Below are 21,498 nucleotides of genomic sequence, written 5' to 3' on the forward strand. Positions count from 1 at the left end.
CTGTGGCCGATACGCGGCGGGAGCCCACCGGTGGCGCCCGCCCGTTGTGCATGCGCACAACACCGCGTGTCAGGGGCCTGTGCGACCCCGTGTCCGGGTGGGATCCTCCGGCCATGGGAGGGCGCAGACCGCGGACCGGTCATGACTGGAAGCTGCTCGCGGAGTCGTGTGTGGCTCTGCTGGAACGGCTGCCCGAGCTCGTCGACGAGCACGTCAGGCAGCTCACCGAGTACTCCCCCGTCTACGGGCAGGTGCTGCCGCACGACCAGCAGTGGCGGGAGGCGGAGACCGCGATGCGCATCGGCATCAAGGCGATCTCCGCTCCGCGGGACTCACCGCGCCGTGATCTGGAGCACGCCGAGGAGGCGGGCCGGCGGCGGGCCCAGCAGGGGCTGCCGCTCGAACTCCTGGTGCACGCCTACCGTGCCGCCGGCTATCTGGTGTGGGACGCGCTGATGGAGAGCGCGGCGAGCCGGGAGCCCGAGCGGCTCGCGGTGCTCATGCGGTGCGCCACGATGGTGTGGTCGGCCGTGGACGCGCAGGCCGCGACCGCGTCGGAGTCCTACCTGGCCACGGAACGGGAGCTACGGCGGCGCACCGACGAGCAGTTGCAGGCGCTGCTGGACGCGCTGCTTGAGGGTCAGGAGGCACCGGGGCTCGCGGCGCGGGCGGCGGCCGGGCTCGATCTGCCCGAGCACGGCCCGTACGCCGTCGTCGTGCTGCGGACGGAGCGGCACGACGGACGGGACGTCTGCGTCCGGCCGATGGTGGGGGCGGGGCTGCGGTTCATCTGGCGGATGCGGGCCGACTGCGAGATCGCGGTCGTGGCGCTGGGCGCCCAACAGGACCTGGACGAGGTCGCCCGGCTGCTGGACGGTCGGCGCTCGGGTCCGGGCGGTATCAGTCCCGTGGTCTCGGGTCTGGGCGAACTGGGGCGCGCCCGGCGGTGGGCCGAACTGGCGCTGCGTACCTGTCCGCCGGACGCGACGGGGGTCGTACGCCTCGATCAGCGGATGCCGACGGCGCTCGTCGTGAGCCAGCCGGAACTGGCGGGCCGGCTGGTGTCGGACGTGTTCGGTACGTTGCTGGAGCTCGAACCCGGCGACCGGGCCGTGCTGATCGAGACGCTGGACATGTGGCTGGCGTGCGAGGGTTCCGCGGGACGGGCGGCCGGACGCCTGTACTGCCACCGGAACACCGTCTTCAACCGCCTGCGCCGGCTGGAACAGGTGACCTCGCGCTCACTGGCCCGCCCCCGCGACCTGATCGAGATGACCTTGGCCCTGGACGCCTACCGGTTGGCGGGCTCCACGGGGGTCACGGGAGCGGGGCCGGGACGGCGAGACGACAGCGGCCCACCACGGTGAGTGCGGCGGACCGCCCTGGCCCGAGGGAGCGATGAACTCCTCGGGCCGGGGGAGCGCTGGACCGCCCTCGGACCGAGGAAGCGATGGACCGCCCTCGGGCCAAGGGAACGATGAACTCCTCGGGCCTCAGAGCAGGAAGTCCCGACCGATGTTCTCCGCCACCCGTTCCAGGATCGGTCCGGCGTCGGAGATGCACTTCGCGATGTCGGGCTCGACCTCGGTGAGGGGGTACGCCCGCCGGATGCCGGCCCTGCCGAGCGCCTCGGGCCGGAGCGCGAGGCGGCCGCAGACCGCGACGACCTCCTTGCCCCCGGCTCGGGCGGCCGCCGCGACCCCGGCGGGCGCCTTGCCGTGCAGGGTCTGCTCGTCGAGGGACCCCTCACCGGTGATCACCAGCGTGGCGCGCTCCAGCGCGGGCGCGAAGCCGAGCACGTCGAGCATGACCTCGATGCCGGGCCGGAAGCGGGCGCCAAGGACCAGAGCCCCGTAACCGACCCCTCCCGCGGCGCCCGCGCCGGGCGCCGCGGCGTACCCGGCGGCCTTCGGCCCGATCTCCTTCTCCAGGACGCCGGCGAAGTGGGCGAGGGCGATGTCCAGCACCGCCACGTCGTCGGGACCCGCGCCCTTTTGGGGGCCGTAGACGGCGGGCGCGCCCTTGGGTCCCGTCAACGGGTTGTCCACGTCGCTGGCGAGGACGAGGTCGACCGCGGCGAGCCGGTCGTCCAGGCCGGACAGATCGGCCGTCTCCACGTCGGACAGCGCGGCGCCGCCGGGAGCCACCGGCTCACCGTCCGCGTCGAGGAAGCGCGCGCCGAGCGCGGACAGCATGCCCGCGCCGCCGTCCGTCGTCGCGCTGCCGCCCACTCCGAAGACGATGGTGCGCGCACCGGCGTCCAGCGCGGCGCGCAGCAGTTCCCCGGAGCCGTACGTCGACGACGAGAGCGGTGCGAAGACGCCTCTGGGTAGCCGCTGCAACCCGCTCGCCTCGGCCATCTCCACGACCGCGGTGTCCCCGCGCAGCGCGAACGCGGCGGTCACCTCGTTGCCCAGCGGTCCGGCGACGCGCACCTCGCGGCGCTCGAATCCGGCCGCGACCGCCGCGTCGACGGTGCCGTCGCCGCCGTCGGCCACGGGCAGCGACTCGACCATCACCTGGGGCGCGACCCGGCGCAGTCCGGCCGTCACGCGTTCCGCGACCTGTACGGCCGTCAGCGATCCCTTGAACTTGTCCGCGGCGATGAGCACACGCGGGGTCCGATTCACTGCAGCGTCCGCCACCTTGCATTCCCCTTGCTTCCGGGCCTTGCACACGTCAAGGCAGTCGCGCCGCTGCGACCTTAACCGGAGGGAGCCCCCGCCGTCATGCCCCTGCCCAGCCTGCGGGACGAGCCCCGGGACCCGCCGGCCCGGCCTGCGGAACCGGCCCGGGACCCCGCTCGGGGACCGGCCGCTGCCGACGCGCCCGGCGCAGGGCATCGGCGGCCTCGGTGGCTCCCGGAGCACCCGATTCCGCGCCGCCCGGCGCGCACGCCCGCCCGGAATTGGGTAGACCGGAGCCATGACCCCTGTGGGCACCGACATCGCCGACCGCGTCCTCGGGGGCTGGCTGGGCCGGATCGCGGGCAACATGCTCGGCAAACCGGTCGAGCAGGGCGACCACTGGACGCGGGACCGGATCGACCGCTATCTGCGGCAGGCCGCGGCCCTGCCCCTGACCGACTACCTCCCCGGGCCGGCCGACGACGGTGCCGGTGGTGAGTTCGAGCTGCGGCCCGAGTGGCGCGACTGCGTGCGCGGCCGCATCCACGGCAGTTGCCGTGACGACGACGTGGACTACGCGATCCTCGGACTCGACCTCCTGGAGACGCACGGCTTCTCGTTCAGCACCGAGCAGGTCGGTGACCTGTGGCTGCTGCGCCTTCCGTATCGCCAGACGTTCACGGCGGAGCGGGTCGCGTACCGCAATCTCGCCCAGGGTCTGAAACCTCCGGTGACGGCGACGTACGAGAATCCGTACCAGGAGTGGATCGGCGCGCTGATCCGCGCCGATGTCTACGGCTGGACGTCCCCGGGGCTGCCGCAGCGGGCCGCCTCCCTGGCCCGCCGTGACGCCGTCCTCTCGCACACGGGCAACGGCGTCTACGGCGCGATGTGGGCGGCGGCGCTGATCGCCGCGGCCTTCACCGCCCCGTCCGTCCGGGACGCGCTCGACACGGCGCTCACCGTGATCCCCGCGAGCAGCCGTCTGGCCCGCACGGTACGCCGGGTGCTCACGCTCCACGAGACCCGGATGACCTGGGAGGACACGCTCACCACGGTGTCCGAGGAAACCGCCGGGATGGGCTGGATCCACACGGTGCCGAACGCGGCGGTGCTGACCGCCGGGCTCCTGTACGGCGACGGCGACTTCACCCGCACCATCACGCTGACCGTCCGCGGCGGTCTGGACACCGACTCGAACGGCGCGACCGCGGGCTCCGTCGCGGGCGTCCTGTGCGGGGCGGAGGCGATTCCCCCGCAGTGGAAGGACCCACTGGAGGACACCGTCCGCAGCGCGGTGTTCGGCTTCGACGGGATACGGATCAGCGAGCTCGCGTCACGCACGGTCGCGTTGGCGGAGGCCGGGGCCAGAGCCTGAGCCGGTGGCAGGGTCGGGGTCAGGGGCGGGGTCGGGGTCAGGGGCGCGATCAGTGGCAGCGCGGGAGCCCAGGGTGGCGCCGGAACCCGGGTCGGTACCGGAACCCGGGTCGGTACCGGAACCCGGAGCGGTACTGGAACCCGGAGCGGTACTGGAACCCGGGTCGATGGGGAGCCCGGGGCGGCGCCGGAACCCGGGTCGGTGCGGGGAACCCGGGTCGGTGCGGGGAGCCCGTAGCGGCGCCGGAAGCCGGGCGGTGCCGGAGACCGGGAACGTCCGGGTTCCGCTCGTTACCCTTCCTGAGTGACCACTTCGGACTTCGCCGCATACCTCTCCGGCCTGCCCCGTGTTCTCGTCGGGGCCGCCGCCCTCTTCCGCGACGCCGAGGGGCGGGTGCTCCTCGTCGAGCCGAACTACCGCGAGGGGTGGACGCTGCCGGGCGGAACGGTGGAGTCGGACGACGGGGAGAGCCCACGGCAGGGTGCGCGCCGCGAGACGGCCGAGGAGATCGGCCTCGACGTGGAGCTCGGACGACTGCTGGCCGTCGACTGGGTCCAGTGGCCGGAGCGCCCACCGCTGGTGGCGTATCTGTACGACGGCGGCGTACTCGGCGAGAAGGACCTCAAGGCGATCCGGCTGCAGGAGGAGGAACTGCTGTCCTGGCGGCTGGTGCCGCGCGAAGAACTGACCGCGCATCTGCCGGGCGCCTCGGGCCGTCGCGTCCTCGCCGCACTCGACGTCCTGGCGGAGAGTTCGGGAACGGCAGAACTGGAGAACGGCCACCGGGTGGGCTGACCCCGGGGGTCAGCCCACCCACGGGCACCCGGGCCCGCCTCACAGCCCAGCATTGGGCTCTCGTCACGCCTCGGCGGCCGAGGGCTGATCCCTCGGCCGCCGGGACTGTGTTCTCGTCGTGGCTTCTAGTCGTGGCTTCTGGTCGTGGTCTCGTAGCGGGTTTCTCGTCGAGGATCGTGCGCGGGTCAGCCGAGGATCCTGCGCTTCTGCTCCTCGAACTCGGCCTCGCTGAGCACACCCTGGGCCTTGAGCTCCCCCAGTTGCTTCAGCTGATCGATCTTGCTGGTCATGTCGTCGGCCGGCGGGGCGGGCGCAGCGGCCGGCGCGGGCTGCTGGGGCTCCTGTTGGACTTCCTGCTGGGCCCAGCGCCCCTGCTGGCGACGTGACACACGGTTCGAGACGGCGGTGGCCGTACCGGCCACCACGGCGGTGCGGGCGACCCCGCGAAGGAGACCGGGCACGGTGTTTTCCTTTCGGGAACGGGAGCCCAGGGAATGACCCGAAAGGGATCCGATCCCTGGTGCGCGCCGAATTCCCCGGCGCAGATGACAGGTCCATTGGAGCACCGTAGGGATTCCTCCGCACATCGGCCTCGGCCTCGCCCGGCGCGATTTCCGACGATCTGCCGGTCCGTCATTCCCATGGCAAGCTGAAATGTGGGCCACCGACCGTAGCCCGGTCAGTGGCGAGGTCTACGCAGGAGGAGCTCGCAATGGCTACGACGGGAATGCACCGGCAGGGAACCGCCGGCAGTACGGGAGCGTGGGTGTCCGGATGGACCGCCTTCGCCGCGGTCATGATGATCTTCGGCGGTGCGATGAACGTATTCCAGGGCATCGCCGCCATCGCCAAGGACGACGTCTTCGTCAGGACCAGCAACTACGTCTACAGCTTCAACCTGACGAGTTGGGGCTGGATCCACCTCACCCTCGGTGTCCTGGTCGTCCTCGCCGGCATCGCCGTGTTCCGCGGCATGCTGTGGGCCCGCATCGTCGGCATCACCCTGGCGGGCCTGGCCATGGTCGCCAACTTCATGTGGCTGCCGTACTCCCCCGTGTGGTCCAGCGTGCTGATCGCCATCGACGCCTTCGTCATCTGGGCGCTGTGCGTCGGGCCCGGCCGGGACGCACGTACCGAGTGACCGACCGCTCCCCCAGGACTCTCCGGCCGGCAGCGGCCCCGCACCGAGGTGCGGGGCCGCTGCCGGTTCGACGGTTCCATCCCTCGCGCTCCGCCCGGCGGGCACGGGGCCCCGGTCTGTCGGGCGGGCGGCCCGGGAACGACCCGATGGACGGCACGGACACAGCCCGACGGACCGCACGGACACGGCCTGTCAAGACACGGCGGACACAGCCCGACGGACCGCACGGGCACGGCCGCACCCCCGGACCTTCCGCCGATCGGCGGGTCCGGGGGCGCGGCCGTGGCCGGACCGCTCCGCCGTCGGCGGCCGTCCGGCTTCCGTGTCGTCTATCCGGCATCCGTGTCTTCGAGCGCGGCCAGCACCGCCGGCACCGGGATGCGCCCGGAGGCGACCATCTGGGCACCGCTGCGGCGCAGGGCGGTGGCGAAGGGCGCCGCCCACACGTTCTCGTAGACCAGGATTCCGGCGGAGTTGCCGGGCTCCAGGGCCCTCCCGGCCTCCTCGATGTCGTCCTCGCCCAGCAGGCCGGAGGACGCGCCCTGGAAGACGGCGAGGTCGAGCGCCCCGTCTCCGTCGAAGTCCGCGATCTCCATGCCGGCCACGGATCCGTCCTTGTCCTTTCTCACGAACAAAAGGTCGAGGATCCGAATGACGCCGCGGTCCACCAGATCCACCAGGATCGGAAATCCCTCGCCGGTCATTCGGTTACCGGGAAACTCCACGACCACATAGTCGATCGGTCCCATCTCGACGAATTCATCTTCGCTCACGGCTTCACCCCTGCTTGGTCATGGTGGTCCCCCTGCCCCTCGGTCAATGTCATTGCAACACCGGACGGAAGCCTCCGCACTTCGGTACGACGGCTCCCCGTACCCTGTGAACAAATGGAGCCGGTGGGACCGTTCGGGTGTTCACGCGGTCAGCTGGTAGATGCTCTTGCCCACCAGCCACAGCCCCAGGAACAGCACCAGCGACACCAGCGCCTGGTCCTGGTGCCCCTCCAGCCATGCACGCAGCTTCTCCAGCCGGACGTGCGCCGATCGCGGCGCGAACGTCGCGTAGAGCTCCAACGTGAGGATGCTGGAAGTGGCCAGCAGGACGTAGCTCATCAGCGCCGCGTACGACGCGGCGTGCGAGAGGTCGGCTTCCACGACGGTGGCGGCTCCGGCCGCGACCATCCCCCACGGCTGGAGCAGCAGCGCCAGTCCGGCCGCGGACCAGGGGGAGATCCGCTCGATCCGCGACATGAAGCCGGAGGACCTGTGCCCCTTGCCGATGTTGCGGCGGGTGCGCTCCGCGTAGCAGACCATTCCGACACCGATGGCCATTTTGGCGGCCAGCACTGCCGTGGACGGCGCGGATTTCGCGGCCGGTGGCTGACCGCCGGTCATGAGCAGCACCGCGGCGATGATGCCGACGAAAGTGGCCAGCCATGTGAGGATGAAGGCGAGGCCCTTCCAGATTCCGTTGCGCGACGACAGCACCAGCACGAATCCGGTGACCGGCAGCGGGTCCAGGGCGATCACCAGACCGATGAGGACCAGGTCAAGGACCATCGCCGCCCCCGCGTGGTCTCGCTCGGCTCAGAGCCGCGGCAGCGCGCATGCCTTCATCGTCACCTCCCCCGCCGACCTCCACAAATCCACGGTTCCGCCCGGCACGGCACGGGCCCGCCGCCACCCGTACGGCCCAACGGCGCTCGCGTCGCGAGCCCGGCGACCACGCCGGACTGCACCCTGGTGGCGCGGTCACCCCGACGGGGTGCGCGGCCAAGGCCCGACTCGGGGAGCGGAATGCGCGCAGGCGAAGGACCGGGCTCGAACAGCGGCGGCGGCCGGAGCCGTCTGCGCGAGCGGGCGGCGGCGCTGCTTGCCCGGCTGCTGGGAATGCGGGCGGGCGCCGAGGCTCGGTTCCCGGTGATCACCCGCCTCTCCTCCCATCTCATCGCGGTGAACCTGCTGGATTCCGCGACCCGGCTCGCCGCCCAGGCCTTTCTGACCGCCGTTCCGCTGCTCTTCGTGGTCGCCTCCTTCGCCCCTCAGTCGGTACGCAAGGAGATCGTCGACTCCGTGCACGACATCCTCGGCATCACCGGCAGCGCCGACCAGCAGCTGAAGAAGGTGTACGGGGCCGACTCCGCGGGCCTTCGGCAGAGCACCGGGGCGGTCAGCCTGGTGATGGTGCTGCTGTCCGCCACCGCGTGCAGCCGGGCGATGCAGCGGCTCTGTCAGCGCGCCTGGCTGCTGCCGGCCGCGAGCGCGCGGATCGCGGTCTGGCGCTGGTTCGTGTGGATCGTGACCCTGCTGGTCGTCATCGCCCTGCAGGGACCGCTGCGGACCGGCTTCGGCGTGGGGTCCTGGCTCGGCCTCCCACTGCTCCTGGTCACCGAGATCGGCGTCTGGTGGTGGACCCAGCACCTGCTGCTCGCGGGGCGCGTCCCCTGGCTGCCGCTGCTGCCCGGCGCGATTGTGACCGGGGTGGCCCTGACCGTGCTGTCGGTGATCGCCAAGGTGTACGTACCCGACGCGCTCAACCACAGCCTGGAGCGCTACGGGTCGCTGGGCGCGGTCTTCACCGTGCTGTCCTGGCTGATCGGGCTGTGCGTCGTCATCTCCGTGGGCATCACCGCCGGTGCCGTCATCGCGCGGGAACCCGCCGTGGTCCGCCGCCTGGGCTCGCCCGATTAGCTCAACTCGCCGGACATATCGCCCAGAGCTACCTTGGTGATCGGGCCGGATGCCCCCTTCCACGGCAGGCCCGGACCGCGATCCAAGGACGGTGGCCGGCATGACCGACTCACGTCACTACGACGTCATCGTTGTCGGAACCGGCGCGGGCGGCGGCACCATCGCCCATCGGCTGGCTCCCACCGGGAAACGGATTCTCCTCCTCGAACGCGGTGGCTACCTCCCGCGCGAACGCGACAACTGGGACTCCACCGCGGTGTTCGTAAAGGGCAAGTACCGAGCCCCGGAGTTCTGGTACGACCGGCACGGCGACCAGTTCCCGCCCGAGGTCAACTACTACGTGGGCGGCAACACCAAGTTCTACGGCGCCGCGCTCTTCCGGCTGCGCCCGGAGGACTTCGGCGAACTCCGCCACCACGACGGCGTCTCCCCCGCCTGGCCGCTCGGCTACCAGGACCTGGAGCCGTACTACACCCAGGCCGAACACCTCTACCTCGTGCACGGCCGCCACGGAGAGGACCCGACCGAAGGGCCCAGCAGCGCCCAGTACGCCTACCCGCCGGTCCAGCACGAGCCGCGTATCCAGCAGCTCAGCGACGACCTGGAGAAGCGGGGGCTGCACCCCTTCCACCTCCCGATCGGGGTGAACGTCACCCAGGACGAGCACGGTCGGGCCGTGCACACCAGCGTCTGCATCCGCTGCGACCGCGTCGACGGCTTCCCCTGTCTGGTCGGCGCGAAGTCCGACGCACAGGTCATCTGCGTCGATCCCGCCCTCGAACACCCCAACGTGGAGATGGTCACCCACGCGAACGTGCGACGGCTCGACACCGACCCCACGGGCCGGAGCGTCACCTCCGTCGTCGCGACGGTGGGCGAGGGAGACGGGGGCGGAGGCGGTGAGGCAGGGGGTGCCGCCTCAGCCGGTGGTTCGACCGTCGAGTTCAGCGCCGACATCGTGATCGTCGCCTGCGGTGCCGTCAACTCGGCAGCCCTGCTGCTGCGTTCGGCGAACGACCGGCATCCGCGAGGCCTCGCCAACAGCTCGGACGTGGTGGGCCGTCACTACATGCGGCACAACAACCTTGCCCTGATGGCCATATCCGAGGAACCGAACGACACCAAGTTCCAGAAGACGCTGGCGCTGCACGACTGGTACCTGGGGTCCGACGACTGGGACTACCCCCTCGGCGGCATCCAGATGCTCGGCAAGTCCGACTCCGAGCAGATCCACGGCGAGGCGCCCCGCTGGGCGGGAGCCGTCGCGCCCGACATGCCTTTCGAGGTACTCGCCCACCATGCCGTCGACTTCTGGCTGTGCGGAGAGGACCTGCCCGTCGCGGACAACCGCGTCACGCTGGACGGGGACGGCGACATCCATCTCGCCCTCGACGAGAAGAACAACGTCGCCGGACTCCAGCGCCTGCGGCACGAACTACAGCGCATGCTCGGCCACTTGGGCATGCGCGAGCACCATCTCCTGTCGCACAGCATCTATCTGCACAAGGGCATGCCCATCGGCGCGACGGCGCACCAGGCGGGGACGGTCCGTTTCGGCCACGACCCCGCCGATTCGGCCCTCGACATCAACTGCAGGGCCCACGACCTCGACAACCTCTACGTCGTCGACACGAGCTTCTTCCCGAGCATCGGCGCGGTGAATCCCTCGCTGACCGCCATCGCCAACGCGCTCCGTGTCGGCGACCACATCGCGGAGCGTCTGCAATGACCCCCAAGCACCCCGCCGACGGCCACCCACCGCACCACACCCCGGCGGAGCGAGCCGCGCTGGGCAAGGCCGCCCGGTCCGCCGTGCCCCGTTCCAGCCATGCCGACTTCGTCCCCTCGCCGAAGCGGACCGACCCGGTGGATGTCGTGGAGGGACAGTCGGCGACCCGGGTGCCCGACCTCGTACCGATCCGCTACGGCAGGATGACCGAGTCGCCGTTCCGGTTCTACCGCGGGGCCGCCGCCATCATGGCCGGGGACCTCGCCGACACCCCGCGGTCCGGGATCAGGGTCCAACTGTGCGGCGACGCACACCTGTTGAACTTCCGGCTGCTGGCCTCGCCCGAGCGCCGCATGATGTTCGACATCAACGACTTCGACGAGACGCTGCCCGGCCCCTGGGAGTGGGACGTGAAGCGGCTGTCCACCAGCTTCGTCATCGCGGGCCGGGCGAACGGCTTCAGCACCAAGGAGCGCGCCGACATCGTCCGGGCGGCGGTGCGGTCGTACCGCGAGTGGATGAGGCGCTTCGCCGGGCTGGGCAATCTCCCCGTGTGGTACACGCATTTCGACGAGGAGTGGGTACGGACCCATATCGCCGGGGAGTTGAGCGCGCGGGCGCGCGAGCGCTGGTCCAGGACGACGGCCAAGGCGCGCACCCGGGACAGCCTCCAGGCCTTCGCCAAGCTCACCCACCTGGTCGACGGCAAGGCCCGCATCGCCCCGGATCCACCGCTCATCACGCCGCTGCAGGACCTGCTTCCGGATGTCGAACGCGGCGCGCTGGAGAAGCAGATCCGCCGGCTGATCGAACGCTACGGCCGCAGTCTGAACACGGACCGGCGGTTCCTGCTGGAGCAGTACCAAATCGCCGATGTGGCCCGCAAGGTGGTCGGTGTCGGCAGTGTGGGCACCCGCTGTTGGATCATCCTCCTGCTCGGCCGTGACGACTCGGATCCACTGCTCCTGCAGGCCAAGGAGGCCGACGAGTCGGTGCTGGCACCGTTCGCCGGCGGCAGCGAGTACCGGACGCAGGGCGAGCGTGTGGTGGCCGGCCAGCGGCTCATGCAGGCCACCAGCGACATCTTCCTGGGCTGGGAACGGGCCGACGGCATCGACGGCCGCCGACGGGACTTCTATGTACGGCAGTTGCGGGACTGGAAGGGCATCGCCGAACCCGAGGTCATGGTGCCGTCCGGTATGCGGGCCTTCGGTGAACTGTGCGGTGCCACGCTGGCCCGCGCGCACGCGAGGTCGGGCGACCGGATCGCCATCGCCTCCTACCTGGGCGGGGGCGACGTCTTCGACCGGGCGCTCGTCCCGTTCGCCGAGAGCTACGCCGACCAGAACGAGAAGGACCACCGGGCACTCGTCGACGCCGTCCGTTCGGGGCGCGTCAAGGCCGAAGCGGCCTGACGAGCCCGACAAGGAGGCCAGCATGGATCGCTATCCGCCCATCGCCGACCACGGCCTGATCGGGGACCTGCAGACCGCGGCCCTGGTGTCGTCCCAGGGTGTCGTCAACTGGTTCCCGGCGCCACGATTCGACTCCCCCAGTGTCTTCGCCTCGCTGCTGGACCACGACGGCGGCGGCCACTTCCGCCTCGCGCCCGACCACCCCGAGGGAACCTGGCGGCAGCTCTACTACCCGGACACGGCCGTCGTGGTGACCCGCTTCATGTCCCCGGACGGCGTGGGCGAGACCATCGACTACATGCCGGTGCTGCCGGGCCCGACGCCGAGCGACCGGCACAGTCTGGTGCGCGTCGTACGCTCGGTGCGCGGCACCGTGCACTTCGCTCTGGAGTGCCGGCCGCGGTTCGACTACGCGCGGGCCACCCACGAACTCGAACTGACCCCCGGCACGGCGACGTTCCGGTCCCCGGGCGCGACCGCCCACCTCCAGGGCAACATCCCCTTCGAACGCGACGGGCAGGACGTCCGGGGCGGCATCACCCTCGACAACGGCCAGCAGGCGGCCGTGGTGTTCACGGTGTGCGGGCCGGACGGCGAAGCGCCGCCGCCCCCCACGATCGACGGGATCAGCGAGGACCTGTGGAACAACGTCGACTTCTGGCAGAAGTGGGTGCGCACCTCGAACTACCGGGGCCGCTGGACGGAGATGGTGCACCGCTCCGCGATCACCCTGAAGCTCCTCACCTACGCCCCGACGGGCGCGCCGGTCGCCGCCGCCACCATGGGCCTGCCGGAGCAGGTCGGCGGTGAGCGCAACTGGGACTACCGGTACACGTGGGTGCGGGACGGCTCGCTGTCGGTGCGGGCGCTGCTCGACCTCGGTTACGAGGAGGAGGCGCACCAGTTCAGCCGCTGGATCGGCGACCGCCTGGAGGCGCGCGAAGGACCGGACGACGAAGTCCTCCAGATCATGTACCGGGTCGACGGCGACCCGCATCTGACGGAGGAGATCCTGGAGCACTTCGAGGGCTACCGCGGCTCGTCCCCGGTACGCGTCGGCAACGCGGCCTCCGACCAGTTGCAGCTCGACATCTACGGCGAGGCCCTCTACGCCCTGGCCGAGGGCCGCTCGGTCGGTGAGCGGGCCGGATACCACGGCTGGAAGGGGCTGGCCGGCATCCTCGACTGGCTCGCGGACAACTGGGACCGGCCCGACGAGGGCATCTGGGAGACCCGCGGCGGGCGCAAGGACTTCACCTACAGCCGGGTGATGTGCTGGGCCGCCTTCGACCGGGGCCTGAAACTGGCCGCCGAGTTCAGCAGACCGGCCGACACCGTCCGCTGGACCGCGGCCCGGGACGCTATCTTCGAACAGGTGATGGCGCGCGGCTGGAGCGACAAGCAGCAGGCGATCGTCCAGCACTACGACGGCGACGTCCTGGACGCTTCGCTGCTGCTGGCGCCCCGCGTCGGCTTCGTCTCCCCGCGCAGCCCCGGCTGGCTGAGCACCCTGGACGCCATGGACCGCATCCTCGTCTCCGACAGCCTCGTCTACCGGTACGACCCCGAAGCCTCGCCCGACGGACTGCGCGGCTCCGAGGGGACGTTCAGCCTCTGCACGTTCCTGTACGTCGACGCGCTCGCCCGGGCGGGACGACTCCCGCAAGCCCGCTACACCTTCGAGAAGATGCAGACGTACGCCAACCATGTCGGCCTGTTCGCCGAGGAGATCGGCCCCAGCGGAGAGCAACTGGGCAACTTCCCGCAGGCGTTCACCCATCTCTCGCTCATCATGGCCGCGACGACGCTGGACGAGGCGCTCGACCGGCTGCGTCCCTGAACGGGGGGATGTCCGGACCCTGCGGCAGCAGTTCGACGGTCACGAAGGACACCACGGCGGCGAGCACGATCACCGGTACCGTTCCCGAGTTGCCCACCAGGAGCACGACCAGCACGACACAGCTGACGGGCAGCCGGAGCGCCGCGGCGGACGCGGCGGCCATGCCCGCCGCCATGGCCGGCACGACGCCGAACCCCGGGAGCGGCGCCAGCAGGGCGCCCATCGCCCCGCCGAGGAACAGCGCGGGGAACACCGGACCGCCCCGAAGGCTGCCCAGACACAGTGCGTACGCGATGGACTTGAACAGCAGCACGGCCACCAGACTGCCGACCGACCACGCGTGCGGGTGGGCGGCGAGTTGTCCCAGCGTGATCTGGCCGGACAGGGCCACGTCGGCCGACGAGCGCCCGGTGACGGCCGTGTAGAGCGCCGCGCAGCCGCCCGCACCGAGCGCGCAGAGCACCGTGGTCCGCAGTGTGTGCGCGGACACGGCGCGGGCCGCGTACCGGCCTCCCACGAGCACCCAGTGGATACCGAACCCGATGGCGCATGCCATGAGCACCGACCAGAGCACGTCCCCGGCGTCGAGGGTCGCGGGTGCGGGAAGTCCGATCTGGAGGCTCCCGGTCTGGAGTCCGGTCCAGTCGCCGAAGCCGGTGAACACGATGGCGCCGACTCCGCTGGCGAGCAGTGCGGGGAGCATCACCGCGAACAGCTGCGGCCCGCCGACCCCGGCCACTTCCATCAGCAGCACTGCGGCGACCAGAGGGCTTCCGAAGATCGCCGAGATGGCCGCCGCGGCGCCCGCGGCACCGAGCAGCGCCGTGCTCGCCCTGGTCGCGGGAGCGCGTACGAGATCCCGGAAGAGCAGCGCCAGGCCGCCGCCCAGCGCGATCAGGGGCGACTCGGGCCCGAGCACGGCTCCCAACGGAAGGCTGGCCAGAGCGGCGAGGGCGACACCGGGCAGCGCGGATTTCGCCACCCCGCCGGCGTGCAGGCCCGAGGCGGGGATGTGTCCGCCTCGGCCCGGAAGCCACAGGACGATCAGGGCCACCAGCAGACCCGACACGAACATCGGCGGAAGCGGCCACCACCACGGCGGAGTGGCCCACCCGAGATCGTGCGGCCACTGCACCCACATCAGATGTTCCAGCTCGTGGAGGAGCACCAGGAACCAGAACGCGGCCAGCGAGACCGGGACACCGATCAGAGCACAGAAAACCAGCGCCCGCCGGTACTCGGGCCGCATCAGCATGGCTCTGAGCTGCTCGGCCTCCGGGGGCTGGCTGCCCGGAGCGGACTCGGCCCCGGTGGACTCGTCACCCGGAGCGGGCTCGGCCTCCTCGGGCTTCGGCTCGGTGATGGGTCTTCTCCTAGGTCCGCTCGGAGGAAGTCTGCCGTGGGATTCTGCCGTCGGAGCGCGAGCGTACCCACGGCATCCGCCGCACCCGCGCCGCCCGCGCACCGAGCCGCAAAAACCCTCCGGGTGGACGCGCCACCCGCACCCCCATGGGCAGGCGCAGGCTTCTCCGCCGGGCAGGTCCCCTGCGGACGTAGCCTCGCGCCATGACCGGCGAACCCCTCAAGCAGTGCGCGACCCCCCGCGAAGACCGCGCGGCGCAGGTCTTCCGCGCCCCGCGCGAGACCCGGGAGCGGAGTCGATGACCGACACCCACGGCACCCCTGGCGCCCCCGTCGCCCGGGTGGCCCCGGCCCGGCAGATGGCGCCGTTGTACGCGGCCGGATTCACCACCGCGTTCGGCGCCCACGGCATCGCCGCGAACCTCGGCGGGCACGGGAGCGGCGCGGTCACCTCACTGATGGTGCTCGGCGGTCTGCTCGCCCTGTACGACGGCGCCGAGGTGCTGCTAAAGCCGGTCTTCGGCACGCTGGCGGACCGTGTCGGCGCCCGCCCGGTCCTGCTCGGCGGGCTCGTCGCGTTCGCCGCCGCCTCCGCCGTGTACGCGCTGGCGGACAGCCCCGGCCTGCTGTGGGCGGCGCGTCTCGGCCAGGGCGCCGCCGCGTCCGCCTTCTCGCCCTCGGCCTCCGCGCTGGTCGCCCGGCTGAATCCGGCGGCGAAGCACGGCAGGGCCTTCGGCAGCTACGGCTTCTACAAGTCCATCGGCTACACCCTCGGCCCGCTGCTCGGCGGCGTGCTCGTGTGGGCCGACGGGCTTCGGCTGCTGTTCGCGGTCCTGGCGGTGCTCGGCGCGGCGGTCGCCGGGTGGGCGGCGCTCGCCGTTCCCGCGGTGCCGCCGCTGCCCAGGGCCCGGCAGACGGTACTGGACCTGGCCAGGCGGCTGGGCCGTCCGGACTTCCTCCGGCCGACCGCGGCGCTGGCCGCCGCGACCGCCGCCCTCTCCGTCGGTGTGGGCTTCCTGCCCGTCTCCGGCCGGGCAGCCGGCCTGGACACGGTCGCCACCGGTGCGGCCGTGTCGGTGCTCGCGGCGTGCGCCGCCGTCGTTCAGCCCCGGGCCGGACGCGCCCTGGACGCCGGGCGCCTCACCGCGCGCGGCGGCATCATGGCGGGGCTCCTGCTCGCCGCCGCCGGCCTCGGCTGCGCGACCCTGCCGGGCGTGCCGGGGGTGCTGTCCGGCGCGGCCCTGATCGGCACCGGAACCGGCCTGATCACCCCGCTGGGCTTCGCGGCCCTGGCCGCCTCGACTCCCGCCGAGCGGCTCGGCCAGACCATGGGCGCGGCCGAGCTCGGCCGCGAACTCGGCGACGCGGGCGGCCCGTTGCTCGTCGCCGCCGTCGCCACGCTCACCACCCTCGACCACGGCTACGCGACCCTGGCCGCACTCCTCGCCATCGCCCCCGCGACCGCTCTCGTACGCCGAGCCACCGGATGGCGCACCTCCCGCTGACCGCCTTCAACAGGGGGACCTGAAACGCGGCACCCAGTCAGGGGCTCCACCGGCTGAGAGGCTGCCTCCGCCGGTGGGGCGTGGGTACGGGTGCAGGTCACGGCGGGGCAACAGAATCACCCGGGTGGGTGAAAGGCCCCGATCGGGGCACTCGGCTTCCTGCGGCACCAACGGGTGCCGCTCACCCGAGGGAAAGAGAAACCTGTGTACATAGGCCTGGGTACCGTCGTCCTCATCATCGTCATCGTCGCTGTCGTCATGCTGCTGCGCCGCGGCTGACCCACCTTTGCGCCGCCCAGTCAGCCATGAACCACGGCCCGCCCCGAATCCCCTTCTCCGGGCCGGCATGGTCACGATCGGCGGAGGCCGGTGGCGGTGCCGCGAGAGCCTGCCGTCCGCTCACCACGCCGAGCCCGGCTGAGAGCCTTCGCGCACCGGCCCGCCCCGATCGGACTCCGGGCGGGACGCCCGGGTCGGCGAAGACGGCCGGGCGCGGCCGCGCAGGCGGACCTGCCCGCCTGGTTCTTGGCGCCCACTTATCCGCTCGCTCCCGAGCAGCCAAGCGTCCTACTCTCGGCCCATGAACAGGCCACTCGTCGCCATCCTCAGCGGCGCAGGCATCTCGACCGACTCCGGCATCCCCGACTATCGCGGCCCCAACGGCCTGTGGCGGCGGGATCCGGAGGCCGAAAAGCTCGTGACGTACGAGTACTACATGGGCGATCCCGAGATCAGGCGGCGGGCCTGGCAGATGCGGCGGAAGAACCGGACGCTCCAGGCCGAGCCGAACGCGGCGCACCGGGCGGTGGCCGAGCTGGAGCGATCCGGTGTTCCGGTGCGCGTGATCACGCAGAACGTCGACGGACTGCACCAGCTCGCCGGCATGCCCGCCCGCAAGGTCCTCGAACTCCACGGGACGGCGCGGACCGTGGTGTGCACCCAGTGCCACGCCAAGGCACCCATGGAGGACGCCCTGGCTCGGGTCGACGCCGGTGAGGAGGACCCGCCCTGCCTGAAATGCGGCGGGATCCTGAAATCGGCGACCGTCATGTTCGGCCAGCGGCTCGACCCGGTGGTCCTGGGCGAGGCCGCCGCCATCACCAAGGCCTGCCAGGTCTTCATCGCCGTCGGCAGCAGCCTCCAGGTTCAGCCGGCGGCGGGCCTCGCGGGCGTCGCCGCCGACCACGGGGCCCGGCTCGTCATCGTCAACGCCGAACCGACCCCGTACGACGACCGTGCCGACGAGGTCATCCGCGAACCGATCGGCACCGCGCTGCCCGATCTACTGCACGAGCTGAGCACCGAGCGCGACGGCTAGGTAGCCGGGTCAGAAGAGTGCCGAACCGCTCTCGAAGTCGAGGAGTTGCCTCTTGCGGTCCAGGCCGCCGCCGTAGCCGGTGAGGCTGCCGCTCGCGCCGATCACGCGGTGGCAGGGCACGATGATGCCGATCGGGTTCTTGCCGTTGGCGAGACCGACCGCGCGGGAGGCGCCCATGTTGCCGAGGGCTTCCGCGAGTTCGCCGTACGAACGGGTCTCGCCGTAGGGGATCTGCCGCAGTTGGTCCCACACGCCGCGCTGGAAGGGAGTTCCTGCCATGCGCAGTTCGACGGTGAACTCTTTCAACTCGCCCTCGAAGTAGGCGTGCAACTGCTCCGTCACCTCGTCGAAGAGCGCGTCGTCGCGCTCGCCGAAGCTCTCCTCCGCCGGGCGGTGCCGCTGGCCGACCATGTGGAGGCCGCACAGGACACCGTCGTCGTCGGCGACGAGAGTGAGTGGGTCGTAGGGGCTGTCGATGACCGTGTGCCTTTTCACTGAGCGTCCTTGATGCGTGGAGTCCGCGGAGTGCGTGGAGTGGGAGTGCGGGGTGCGGGCTTCGTGGTGTGCGGGGGGTCTGGGGTACCGGCCTGTGACGGGAGGAAGTTGATCGGGTGGGTGTCCGTCGCCCACAAGTACTGGACCGCGTAGGCCCGCCACGGACGCCAGGCCGCGGCGCGGGCCGTCAGGGCGGCGGGTGTGGACGGGAGCCCCAACCCCTGGGCCGCGCGCCGGATTCCGAGGTCGGTGGGGAGAAAGGCGTCCGGGTCGCCGAGGGCGCGCATCGCGATCACGTCGGCGGTCCAGGGGCCGAGGCCGGGGAGCGCGAGAAGCCTGGCCCTGGCCTGCGCCCAATCGTTCTCCACCCCCAAGTGGAGCTTTCCTTCGGCGAGTTGGCCCACCAGTGTGGTGAACGTGGTGCGTCGGGTGCGGGGCATCGCGAGCGACTCGGGGTCGAGTGCGGCGAGCGCCTCCGGCGAGGGGAAGAGATGGGTGAGGCCGCCTTCCGGGTCGTCCACCGGAACGCCGTGCGCGGCGACCAGGCGGGCGGCGTGGGTACGCGCCGCGGCCGTGGAGACCTGCTGCCCCAGCACCGCGCGTACGGCGAACTCGGCCTCGTCGACCGTGCGCGGTACCCGGCGGCCGGGGGCCTTGTCGACCAGCGGTGCCAGCAGCGGATCCGTACGCAACTGGTCGTCGACCGCCACCGGATCGGCATCAAGGTCCAGCAGACGGCGGCAACGGCTGATCGCGACGGACAGGTCGCGCAGGTCGCTGAGGGTCAGGCGGCACGCGATGTGGTCCGGCATCGGTGTCAGGCCGGCGATCCCGTGGCCGTACGGCAGCCGCAGGGTCCGCCGGTACGCGCCGTCGCGCCACTCCTCCACCCCGGGTACGGCGGTCGCCGCGAGGTGCCCGAAGAGGTTGTCCGGGTTGAGCGGGGCACGGAAGGGGAGCCGGAGGTTCAGTACGCCGGGCAGGCCCGGGGTTCCCGCCGCGGCGCCGGCCCGTTGCTTGGGCAGGCGGGCGCGCAGCTCGCTCGGGGACAGCGCGAAGACCTCGCGGACGGTGTCGTTGAAGGTGCGGATGGAGGAGAAGCCGGCGGCGAAGGCGATCTCGGCCATCGGGAGCGGTGTCGTCTCGATGAGCAGCCGGGCCGTCTGGGCCCGCTGGGCACGGGCGAGTGCCAGGGGTCCCGCGCCCAGCTCGGCCAGGAGCTGCCGCTCGATCTGGCGGGTGCTGTAACCGAGCCGGGTGGCCAGGCCCGGTACGCCGTCGCGGTCGACGACGCCGTCGCCGATCAGCCGCATCGCGCGGGCCACCAGGTCGGCGCGGTGGTTCCATTCGGGTGAGCCGGGGCTGGTGTCCGGGCGGCACCGCTTGCAGGCCCGGAATCCGGCCTGCTGACAGGCGGCCGCGCTCGGGTAGAAGGTCATGTTCTGCGGCTTCGGCGGCACGACCGGGCAGCTGGGCCGACAGTAGATCTTCGTCGTCGTCACCGCGGTGAAGAACCATCCGTCGAAGCGCGCGTCCTTCGACTGGACGGCACGTACGCAGCGCTCCGTGTCCGTGTGCATCCCGTTCTGCATGCCTCAAGCATCGGGCACCCCGAAGGGCAGGGCTGGCGAGAATCCGACATCTACCTCGCCCTGCCTGCGACCGGCCCGCACCCTCTCCCGCACCCCTCTAACTCTAGCTCTGGCTCCCACGCCCCTACGGAGCCAGATCCCCGGCTCGGCGCTCCCCGGTGCGGTGCCGGGCAACCGCGGGGCCGGGGCGCTTCCCGCCGGGGACACCGGCCCGCGCCCACGGGGCCGACCCGCGTACTCAAGGCCCTCAGCGAGCCGCCTCGCCCTGCGCGACCTCCACCTGGTGGTGGAAGGCGACGACACCGGCCCCCGACGCACCGGCCGAGACGGCGGCGCAGGCGGCGAGGAGGAGGGCGATCCAGACGGCGGCGCGGGGGCGGTGCTGGGGAGCGGAGAGGAGGGCCGCGACCCGCTGGGGGACGGGACCCGTGGTGGCCGCGGGGGCGAAGTCGGGACGGTCGGAGTGGGCGTCGCCGACGGCCAGGGCGGCGCGGGCGATGGCTCGGGCGATGAGCCTGCGGTCCCCCACGGTGACCGCGGCGGCTTCGTCCGCGGCGCGCTCCGCCGCGAGCGCCACGGTCGCGCGGACCGGACGCAGGCCCGGGTGGCAGTGGGCCGCGAGTTCCGCCACGACGAGGAAGCGGTGATGGCCGCCGGCGTTGTGGGCCCGCTCATGGGCGAAGAGGGCCTCGCGCTCGTCGGCTCCGAGGCTGCGCAGCATCGCGGTGGTGACGACGATGCGGTGCGGCCGGCCCGGGAGCGCGTAGGCGTCGGGGTGCGGCGATTCGATGACGCACAGGTCGCCCGCGGCGGGGCGGCGGTCGGCCTGGCTGCGCGCGGAGCGGAAGGCGCGCAGCTGGCGCAGGACCGAGCGGACGACGGTCCAGGCGCCGAGGGTGAGCGTGCCGGTCGCGGCGGCGGCCGCGGGCAGGACGACGAGGTCCGAGGCCGTGCGCAGGGGGTGGACGAGGTCGCCGAGGCCCGCGAGCAGGGGCAGCTTGAGCAGCCCCGTCAGGACCAGCGCGCCCAGCGAGGCCACGGAGGCGCCGGCCAGCACGACGAGCGCGAGGGTCACCGACCACAGCGCGGCCACCGGGCTGAGCCGGTCGAGGCAGCGGCGGGCCAGCGGGCCCAGCGCGAAGGGGACCAGCAGGGGGACCAGCAGCAGAAGGATCATCCTTCACCCGGTTCCGGACGGGCGTCGAGACCCGGTTCCAGCAGATCCCGCAGGAGCCGCTCGTCGTCCGGGTTGAGCTGGGCGACGAACCGGGCCAGCGCGGTCTCCCGGTCGTCGTCCCGGTCGAGCTCGCTGTGCATGCGACGTGCGGTGAGGCCGTGCGGGTCCTGGACGGGGAAGTACGCGTAGCCCCGGCCCAGCCGCTCGCGGCCGACGATGCCCTTCTCGTGCAGCCGGGAGAGGATCGTCGTCACGGTCGTGCGGGCCAGACCGGAGTCCAGGTCGCGTTGCACGCGTCCCGGCGTGAGCGGCACGCCGGCGGCCCAGAGAGCCGCCATCACGCTGGCCTCCAGCTCACCCGCCGGTCGGCGTTCGTCCTTGTCACTGCTCATCGGAACGATCCTCACCCCGCCATCGTCTACAGTTCGGTAGAC

General features: G+C 72.0%; 19 protein-coding genes. 10 read left to right on the plus strand and 9 right to left on the minus strand.

Annotated elements, in window-relative coordinates:
- The first annotated feature begins 113 nt into the window (after positions 1–113).
- Positions 114–1,367, plus strand: coding sequence for a helix-turn-helix domain-containing protein (locus tag ACFYR3_RS06545; protein ID WP_355840274.1), 1,254 nt, complete (start codon positions 114–116; stop codon positions 1,365–1,367).
- A gap of 126 nt (positions 1,368–1,493) precedes the next feature.
- Here the strand turns inward: ACFYR3_RS06545 and ACFYR3_RS06550 are convergent, their stop codons facing one another.
- Complete coding sequence (locus ACFYR3_RS06550; RefSeq protein WP_389281799.1) at positions 1,494–2,645, minus strand: glycerate kinase; 1,152 nt, start codon at positions 2,643–2,645, stop codon at positions 1,494–1,496.
- A gap of 280 nt (positions 2,646–2,925) precedes the next feature.
- Here ACFYR3_RS06550 and ACFYR3_RS06555 point away from each other — a divergent pair, with 280 nt between their 5' ends.
- Positions 2,926–4,005, plus strand: a complete 1,080-nt coding sequence (locus tag ACFYR3_RS06555; protein WP_389281801.1) for an ADP-ribosylglycohydrolase family protein — start codon at positions 2,926–2,928, stop codon at positions 4,003–4,005.
- 303 nt (positions 4,006–4,308) lie between these two features.
- Positions 4,309–4,800, plus strand: a complete 492-nt coding sequence (locus ACFYR3_RS06560; RefSeq protein ID WP_355840271.1) for an NUDIX hydrolase — start codon at positions 4,309–4,311, stop codon at positions 4,798–4,800.
- Between the two features lie 185 nt (positions 4,801–4,985).
- On the opposite strand, the gene ACFYR3_RS06565 is transcribed toward ACFYR3_RS06560, so the two are convergent.
- Complete coding sequence (locus ACFYR3_RS06565; protein WP_355840270.1) at positions 4,986–5,261, minus strand: SHOCT domain-containing protein; 276 nt, start codon at positions 5,259–5,261, stop codon at positions 4,986–4,988.
- Between the two features lie 251 nt (positions 5,262–5,512).
- On the opposite strand from ACFYR3_RS06565, the gene ACFYR3_RS06570 reads away from it, so the two are divergent.
- Positions 5,513–5,941 carry a hypothetical protein gene (locus ACFYR3_RS06570; RefSeq protein ID WP_355840269.1) on the plus strand — a complete coding sequence of 143 codons (429 nt, stop codon included), beginning with the start codon at positions 5,513–5,515 and terminating at the stop codon, positions 5,939–5,941.
- A 329-nt stretch (positions 5,942–6,270) separates the two neighbouring features.
- On the opposite strand, the gene ACFYR3_RS06575 is transcribed toward ACFYR3_RS06570, so the two are convergent.
- Together ACFYR3_RS06575 and ACFYR3_RS06580 are read right to left on the minus strand one after the other, a co-directional pair.
- Positions 6,271–6,690, minus strand: coding sequence for a DUF6325 family protein (locus ACFYR3_RS06575; protein ID WP_355840353.1), 420 nt, complete (start codon positions 6,688–6,690; stop codon positions 6,271–6,273).
- A 165-nt stretch (positions 6,691–6,855) separates the two neighbouring features.
- Entirely contained in the window at positions 6,856–7,500 is a 645-nt protein-coding gene (locus ACFYR3_RS06580) for a GAP family protein (protein ID WP_355840268.1), read from the minus strand.
- A gap of 237 nt (positions 7,501–7,737) precedes the next feature.
- Between ACFYR3_RS06580 and ACFYR3_RS06585 the strand changes: the two genes are divergently transcribed.
- The 4 genes from ACFYR3_RS06585 (at position 7,738) to ACFYR3_RS06600 (ending at position 13,615) form a co-directional block, all read left to right on the plus strand.
- Positions 7,738–8,631, plus strand: coding sequence for a YhjD/YihY/BrkB family envelope integrity protein (locus tag ACFYR3_RS06585; protein ID WP_355840267.1), 894 nt, complete (start codon positions 7,738–7,740; stop codon positions 8,629–8,631).
- Positions 8,632–8,731: 100 nt separating this feature from the next.
- Positions 8,732–10,360, plus strand: a complete 1,629-nt coding sequence (locus ACFYR3_RS06590; protein ID WP_355840266.1) for a GMC family oxidoreductase — start codon at positions 8,732–8,734, stop codon at positions 10,358–10,360.
- A complete protein-coding gene (locus tag ACFYR3_RS06595; RefSeq protein WP_355840265.1) occupies positions 10,357–11,775 on the plus strand; it encodes a DUF2252 domain-containing protein in 1,419 nt (472 codons plus the stop codon). The genes ACFYR3_RS06590 and ACFYR3_RS06595 overlap by 4 nt, the downstream gene beginning before the upstream one ends.
- Positions 11,776–11,797: 22 nt before the next feature.
- Complete coding sequence (locus ACFYR3_RS06600) at positions 11,798–13,615, plus strand: glycoside hydrolase family 15 protein (RefSeq protein WP_389281805.1); 1,818 nt, start codon at positions 11,798–11,800, stop codon at positions 13,613–13,615.
- Here ACFYR3_RS06600 and ACFYR3_RS06605 read toward each other — a convergent pair.
- Positions 13,566–14,870 (minus strand): chloride channel protein, encoded by a 1,305-nt coding sequence (locus ACFYR3_RS06605; protein ID WP_355840263.1) that lies wholly within the window; start codon positions 14,868–14,870, stop codon positions 13,566–13,568. The genes ACFYR3_RS06600 and ACFYR3_RS06605 overlap by 50 nt on opposite strands.
- Positions 14,871–15,336: 466 nt before the next feature.
- Between ACFYR3_RS06605 and ACFYR3_RS06610 the strand changes: the two genes are divergently transcribed.
- Together ACFYR3_RS06610 and ACFYR3_RS06615 are read left to right on the plus strand one after the other, a co-directional pair.
- Positions 15,337–16,482, plus strand: a complete 1,146-nt coding sequence (locus ACFYR3_RS06610; RefSeq protein WP_355840352.1) for an MFS transporter — start codon at positions 15,337–15,339, stop codon at positions 16,480–16,482.
- A 580-nt stretch (positions 16,483–17,062) separates the two neighbouring features.
- Positions 17,063–17,800 carry a Sir2 family NAD-dependent protein deacetylase gene (locus ACFYR3_RS06615; RefSeq protein WP_356786263.1) on the plus strand — a complete coding sequence of 246 codons (738 nt, stop codon included), beginning with the start codon at positions 17,063–17,065 and terminating at the stop codon, positions 17,798–17,800.
- Between the two features lie 9 nt (positions 17,801–17,809).
- Here the strand turns inward: ACFYR3_RS06615 and ACFYR3_RS06620 are convergent, their stop codons facing one another.
- The 4 genes from ACFYR3_RS06620 to ACFYR3_RS06635 form a co-directional block, all read right to left on the minus strand.
- Entirely contained in the window at positions 17,810–18,295 is a 486-nt protein-coding gene (locus ACFYR3_RS06620; protein WP_355840247.1) for a methylated-DNA--[protein]-cysteine S-methyltransferase, read from the minus strand.
- Positions 18,292–19,887, minus strand: coding sequence for an AlkA N-terminal domain-containing protein (locus ACFYR3_RS06625; RefSeq protein WP_355840246.1), 1,596 nt, complete (start codon positions 19,885–19,887; stop codon positions 18,292–18,294). Before ACFYR3_RS06625 ends, ACFYR3_RS06620 begins: the two co-directional genes overlap by 4 nt.
- Positions 19,888–20,134: 247 nt before the next feature.
- Positions 20,135–21,064: a M48 family metalloprotease gene (locus ACFYR3_RS06630; RefSeq protein ID WP_355840245.1), complete on the minus strand. Its 930-nt coding sequence runs from the start codon at positions 21,062–21,064 to the stop codon at positions 20,135–20,137.
- Entirely contained in the window at positions 21,061–21,456 is a 396-nt protein-coding gene (locus tag ACFYR3_RS06635; protein WP_355840244.1) for a BlaI/MecI/CopY family transcriptional regulator, read from the minus strand. The genes ACFYR3_RS06630 and ACFYR3_RS06635 overlap by 4 nt, the downstream gene beginning before the upstream one ends.
- Positions 21,457–21,498 lie beyond the last annotated feature (42 nt).

It is taken from the genome of Streptomyces sp. NPDC005784 (assembly GCF_042871525.1).
Classification (GTDB): domain Bacteria; phylum Actinomycetota; class Actinomycetes; order Streptomycetales; family Streptomycetaceae; genus Streptomyces.

Bases quoted from the DNA above. Each gene is read 5' to 3' on its own strand.
- ACFYR3_RS06630 (WP_355840245.1), bottom strand. From the start codon at position 21,064: ATGATCCTTCTGCTGCTGGTCCCCCTGCTGGTCCCCTTCGCGCTGGGC.
- ACFYR3_RS06580 (WP_355840268.1), bottom strand. From the start codon at position 7,500: ATGGTCCTTGACCTGGTCCTCATCGGTCTGGTGATCGCCCTGGACCCG.
- ACFYR3_RS06575 (WP_355840353.1), bottom strand. From the start codon at position 6,690: ATGGGACCGATCGACTATGTGGTCGTGGAGTTTCCCGGTAACCGAATG.
- ACFYR3_RS06570 (WP_355840269.1), top strand. From the start codon at position 5,513: ATGGCTACGACGGGAATGCACCGGCAGGGAACCGCCGGCAGTACGGGA.
- ACFYR3_RS06555 (WP_389281801.1), top strand. From the start codon at position 2,926: ATGACCCCTGTGGGCACCGACATCGCCGACCGCGTCCTCGGGGGCTGG.
- ACFYR3_RS06635 (WP_355840244.1), bottom strand. From the start codon at position 21,456: ATGAGCAGTGACAAGGACGAACGCCGACCGGCGGGTGAGCTGGAGGCC.
- ACFYR3_RS06625 (WP_355840246.1), bottom strand. From the start codon at position 19,887: ATGCAGAACGGGATGCACACGGACACGGAGCGCTGCGTACGTGCCGTC.
- ACFYR3_RS06590 (WP_355840266.1), top strand. From the start codon at position 8,732: ATGACCGACTCACGTCACTACGACGTCATCGTTGTCGGAACCGGCGCG.
- ACFYR3_RS06585 (WP_355840267.1), top strand. From the start codon at position 7,738: ATGCGCGCAGGCGAAGGACCGGGCTCGAACAGCGGCGGCGGCCGGAGC.
- ACFYR3_RS06605 (WP_355840263.1), bottom strand. From the start codon at position 14,870: ATGCTGATGCGGCCCGAGTACCGGCGGGCGCTGGTTTTCTGTGCTCTG.
- ACFYR3_RS06600 (WP_389281805.1), top strand. From the start codon at position 11,798: ATGGATCGCTATCCGCCCATCGCCGACCACGGCCTGATCGGGGACCTG.
- ACFYR3_RS06545 (WP_355840274.1), top strand. From the start codon at position 114: ATGGGAGGGCGCAGACCGCGGACCGGTCATGACTGGAAGCTGCTCGCG.
- ACFYR3_RS06610 (WP_355840352.1), top strand. From the start codon at position 15,337: ATGGCGCCGTTGTACGCGGCCGGATTCACCACCGCGTTCGGCGCCCAC.
- ACFYR3_RS06615 (WP_356786263.1), top strand. From the start codon at position 17,063: ATGAACAGGCCACTCGTCGCCATCCTCAGCGGCGCAGGCATCTCGACC.
- ACFYR3_RS06595 (WP_355840265.1), top strand. From the start codon at position 10,357: ATGACCCCCAAGCACCCCGCCGACGGCCACCCACCGCACCACACCCCG.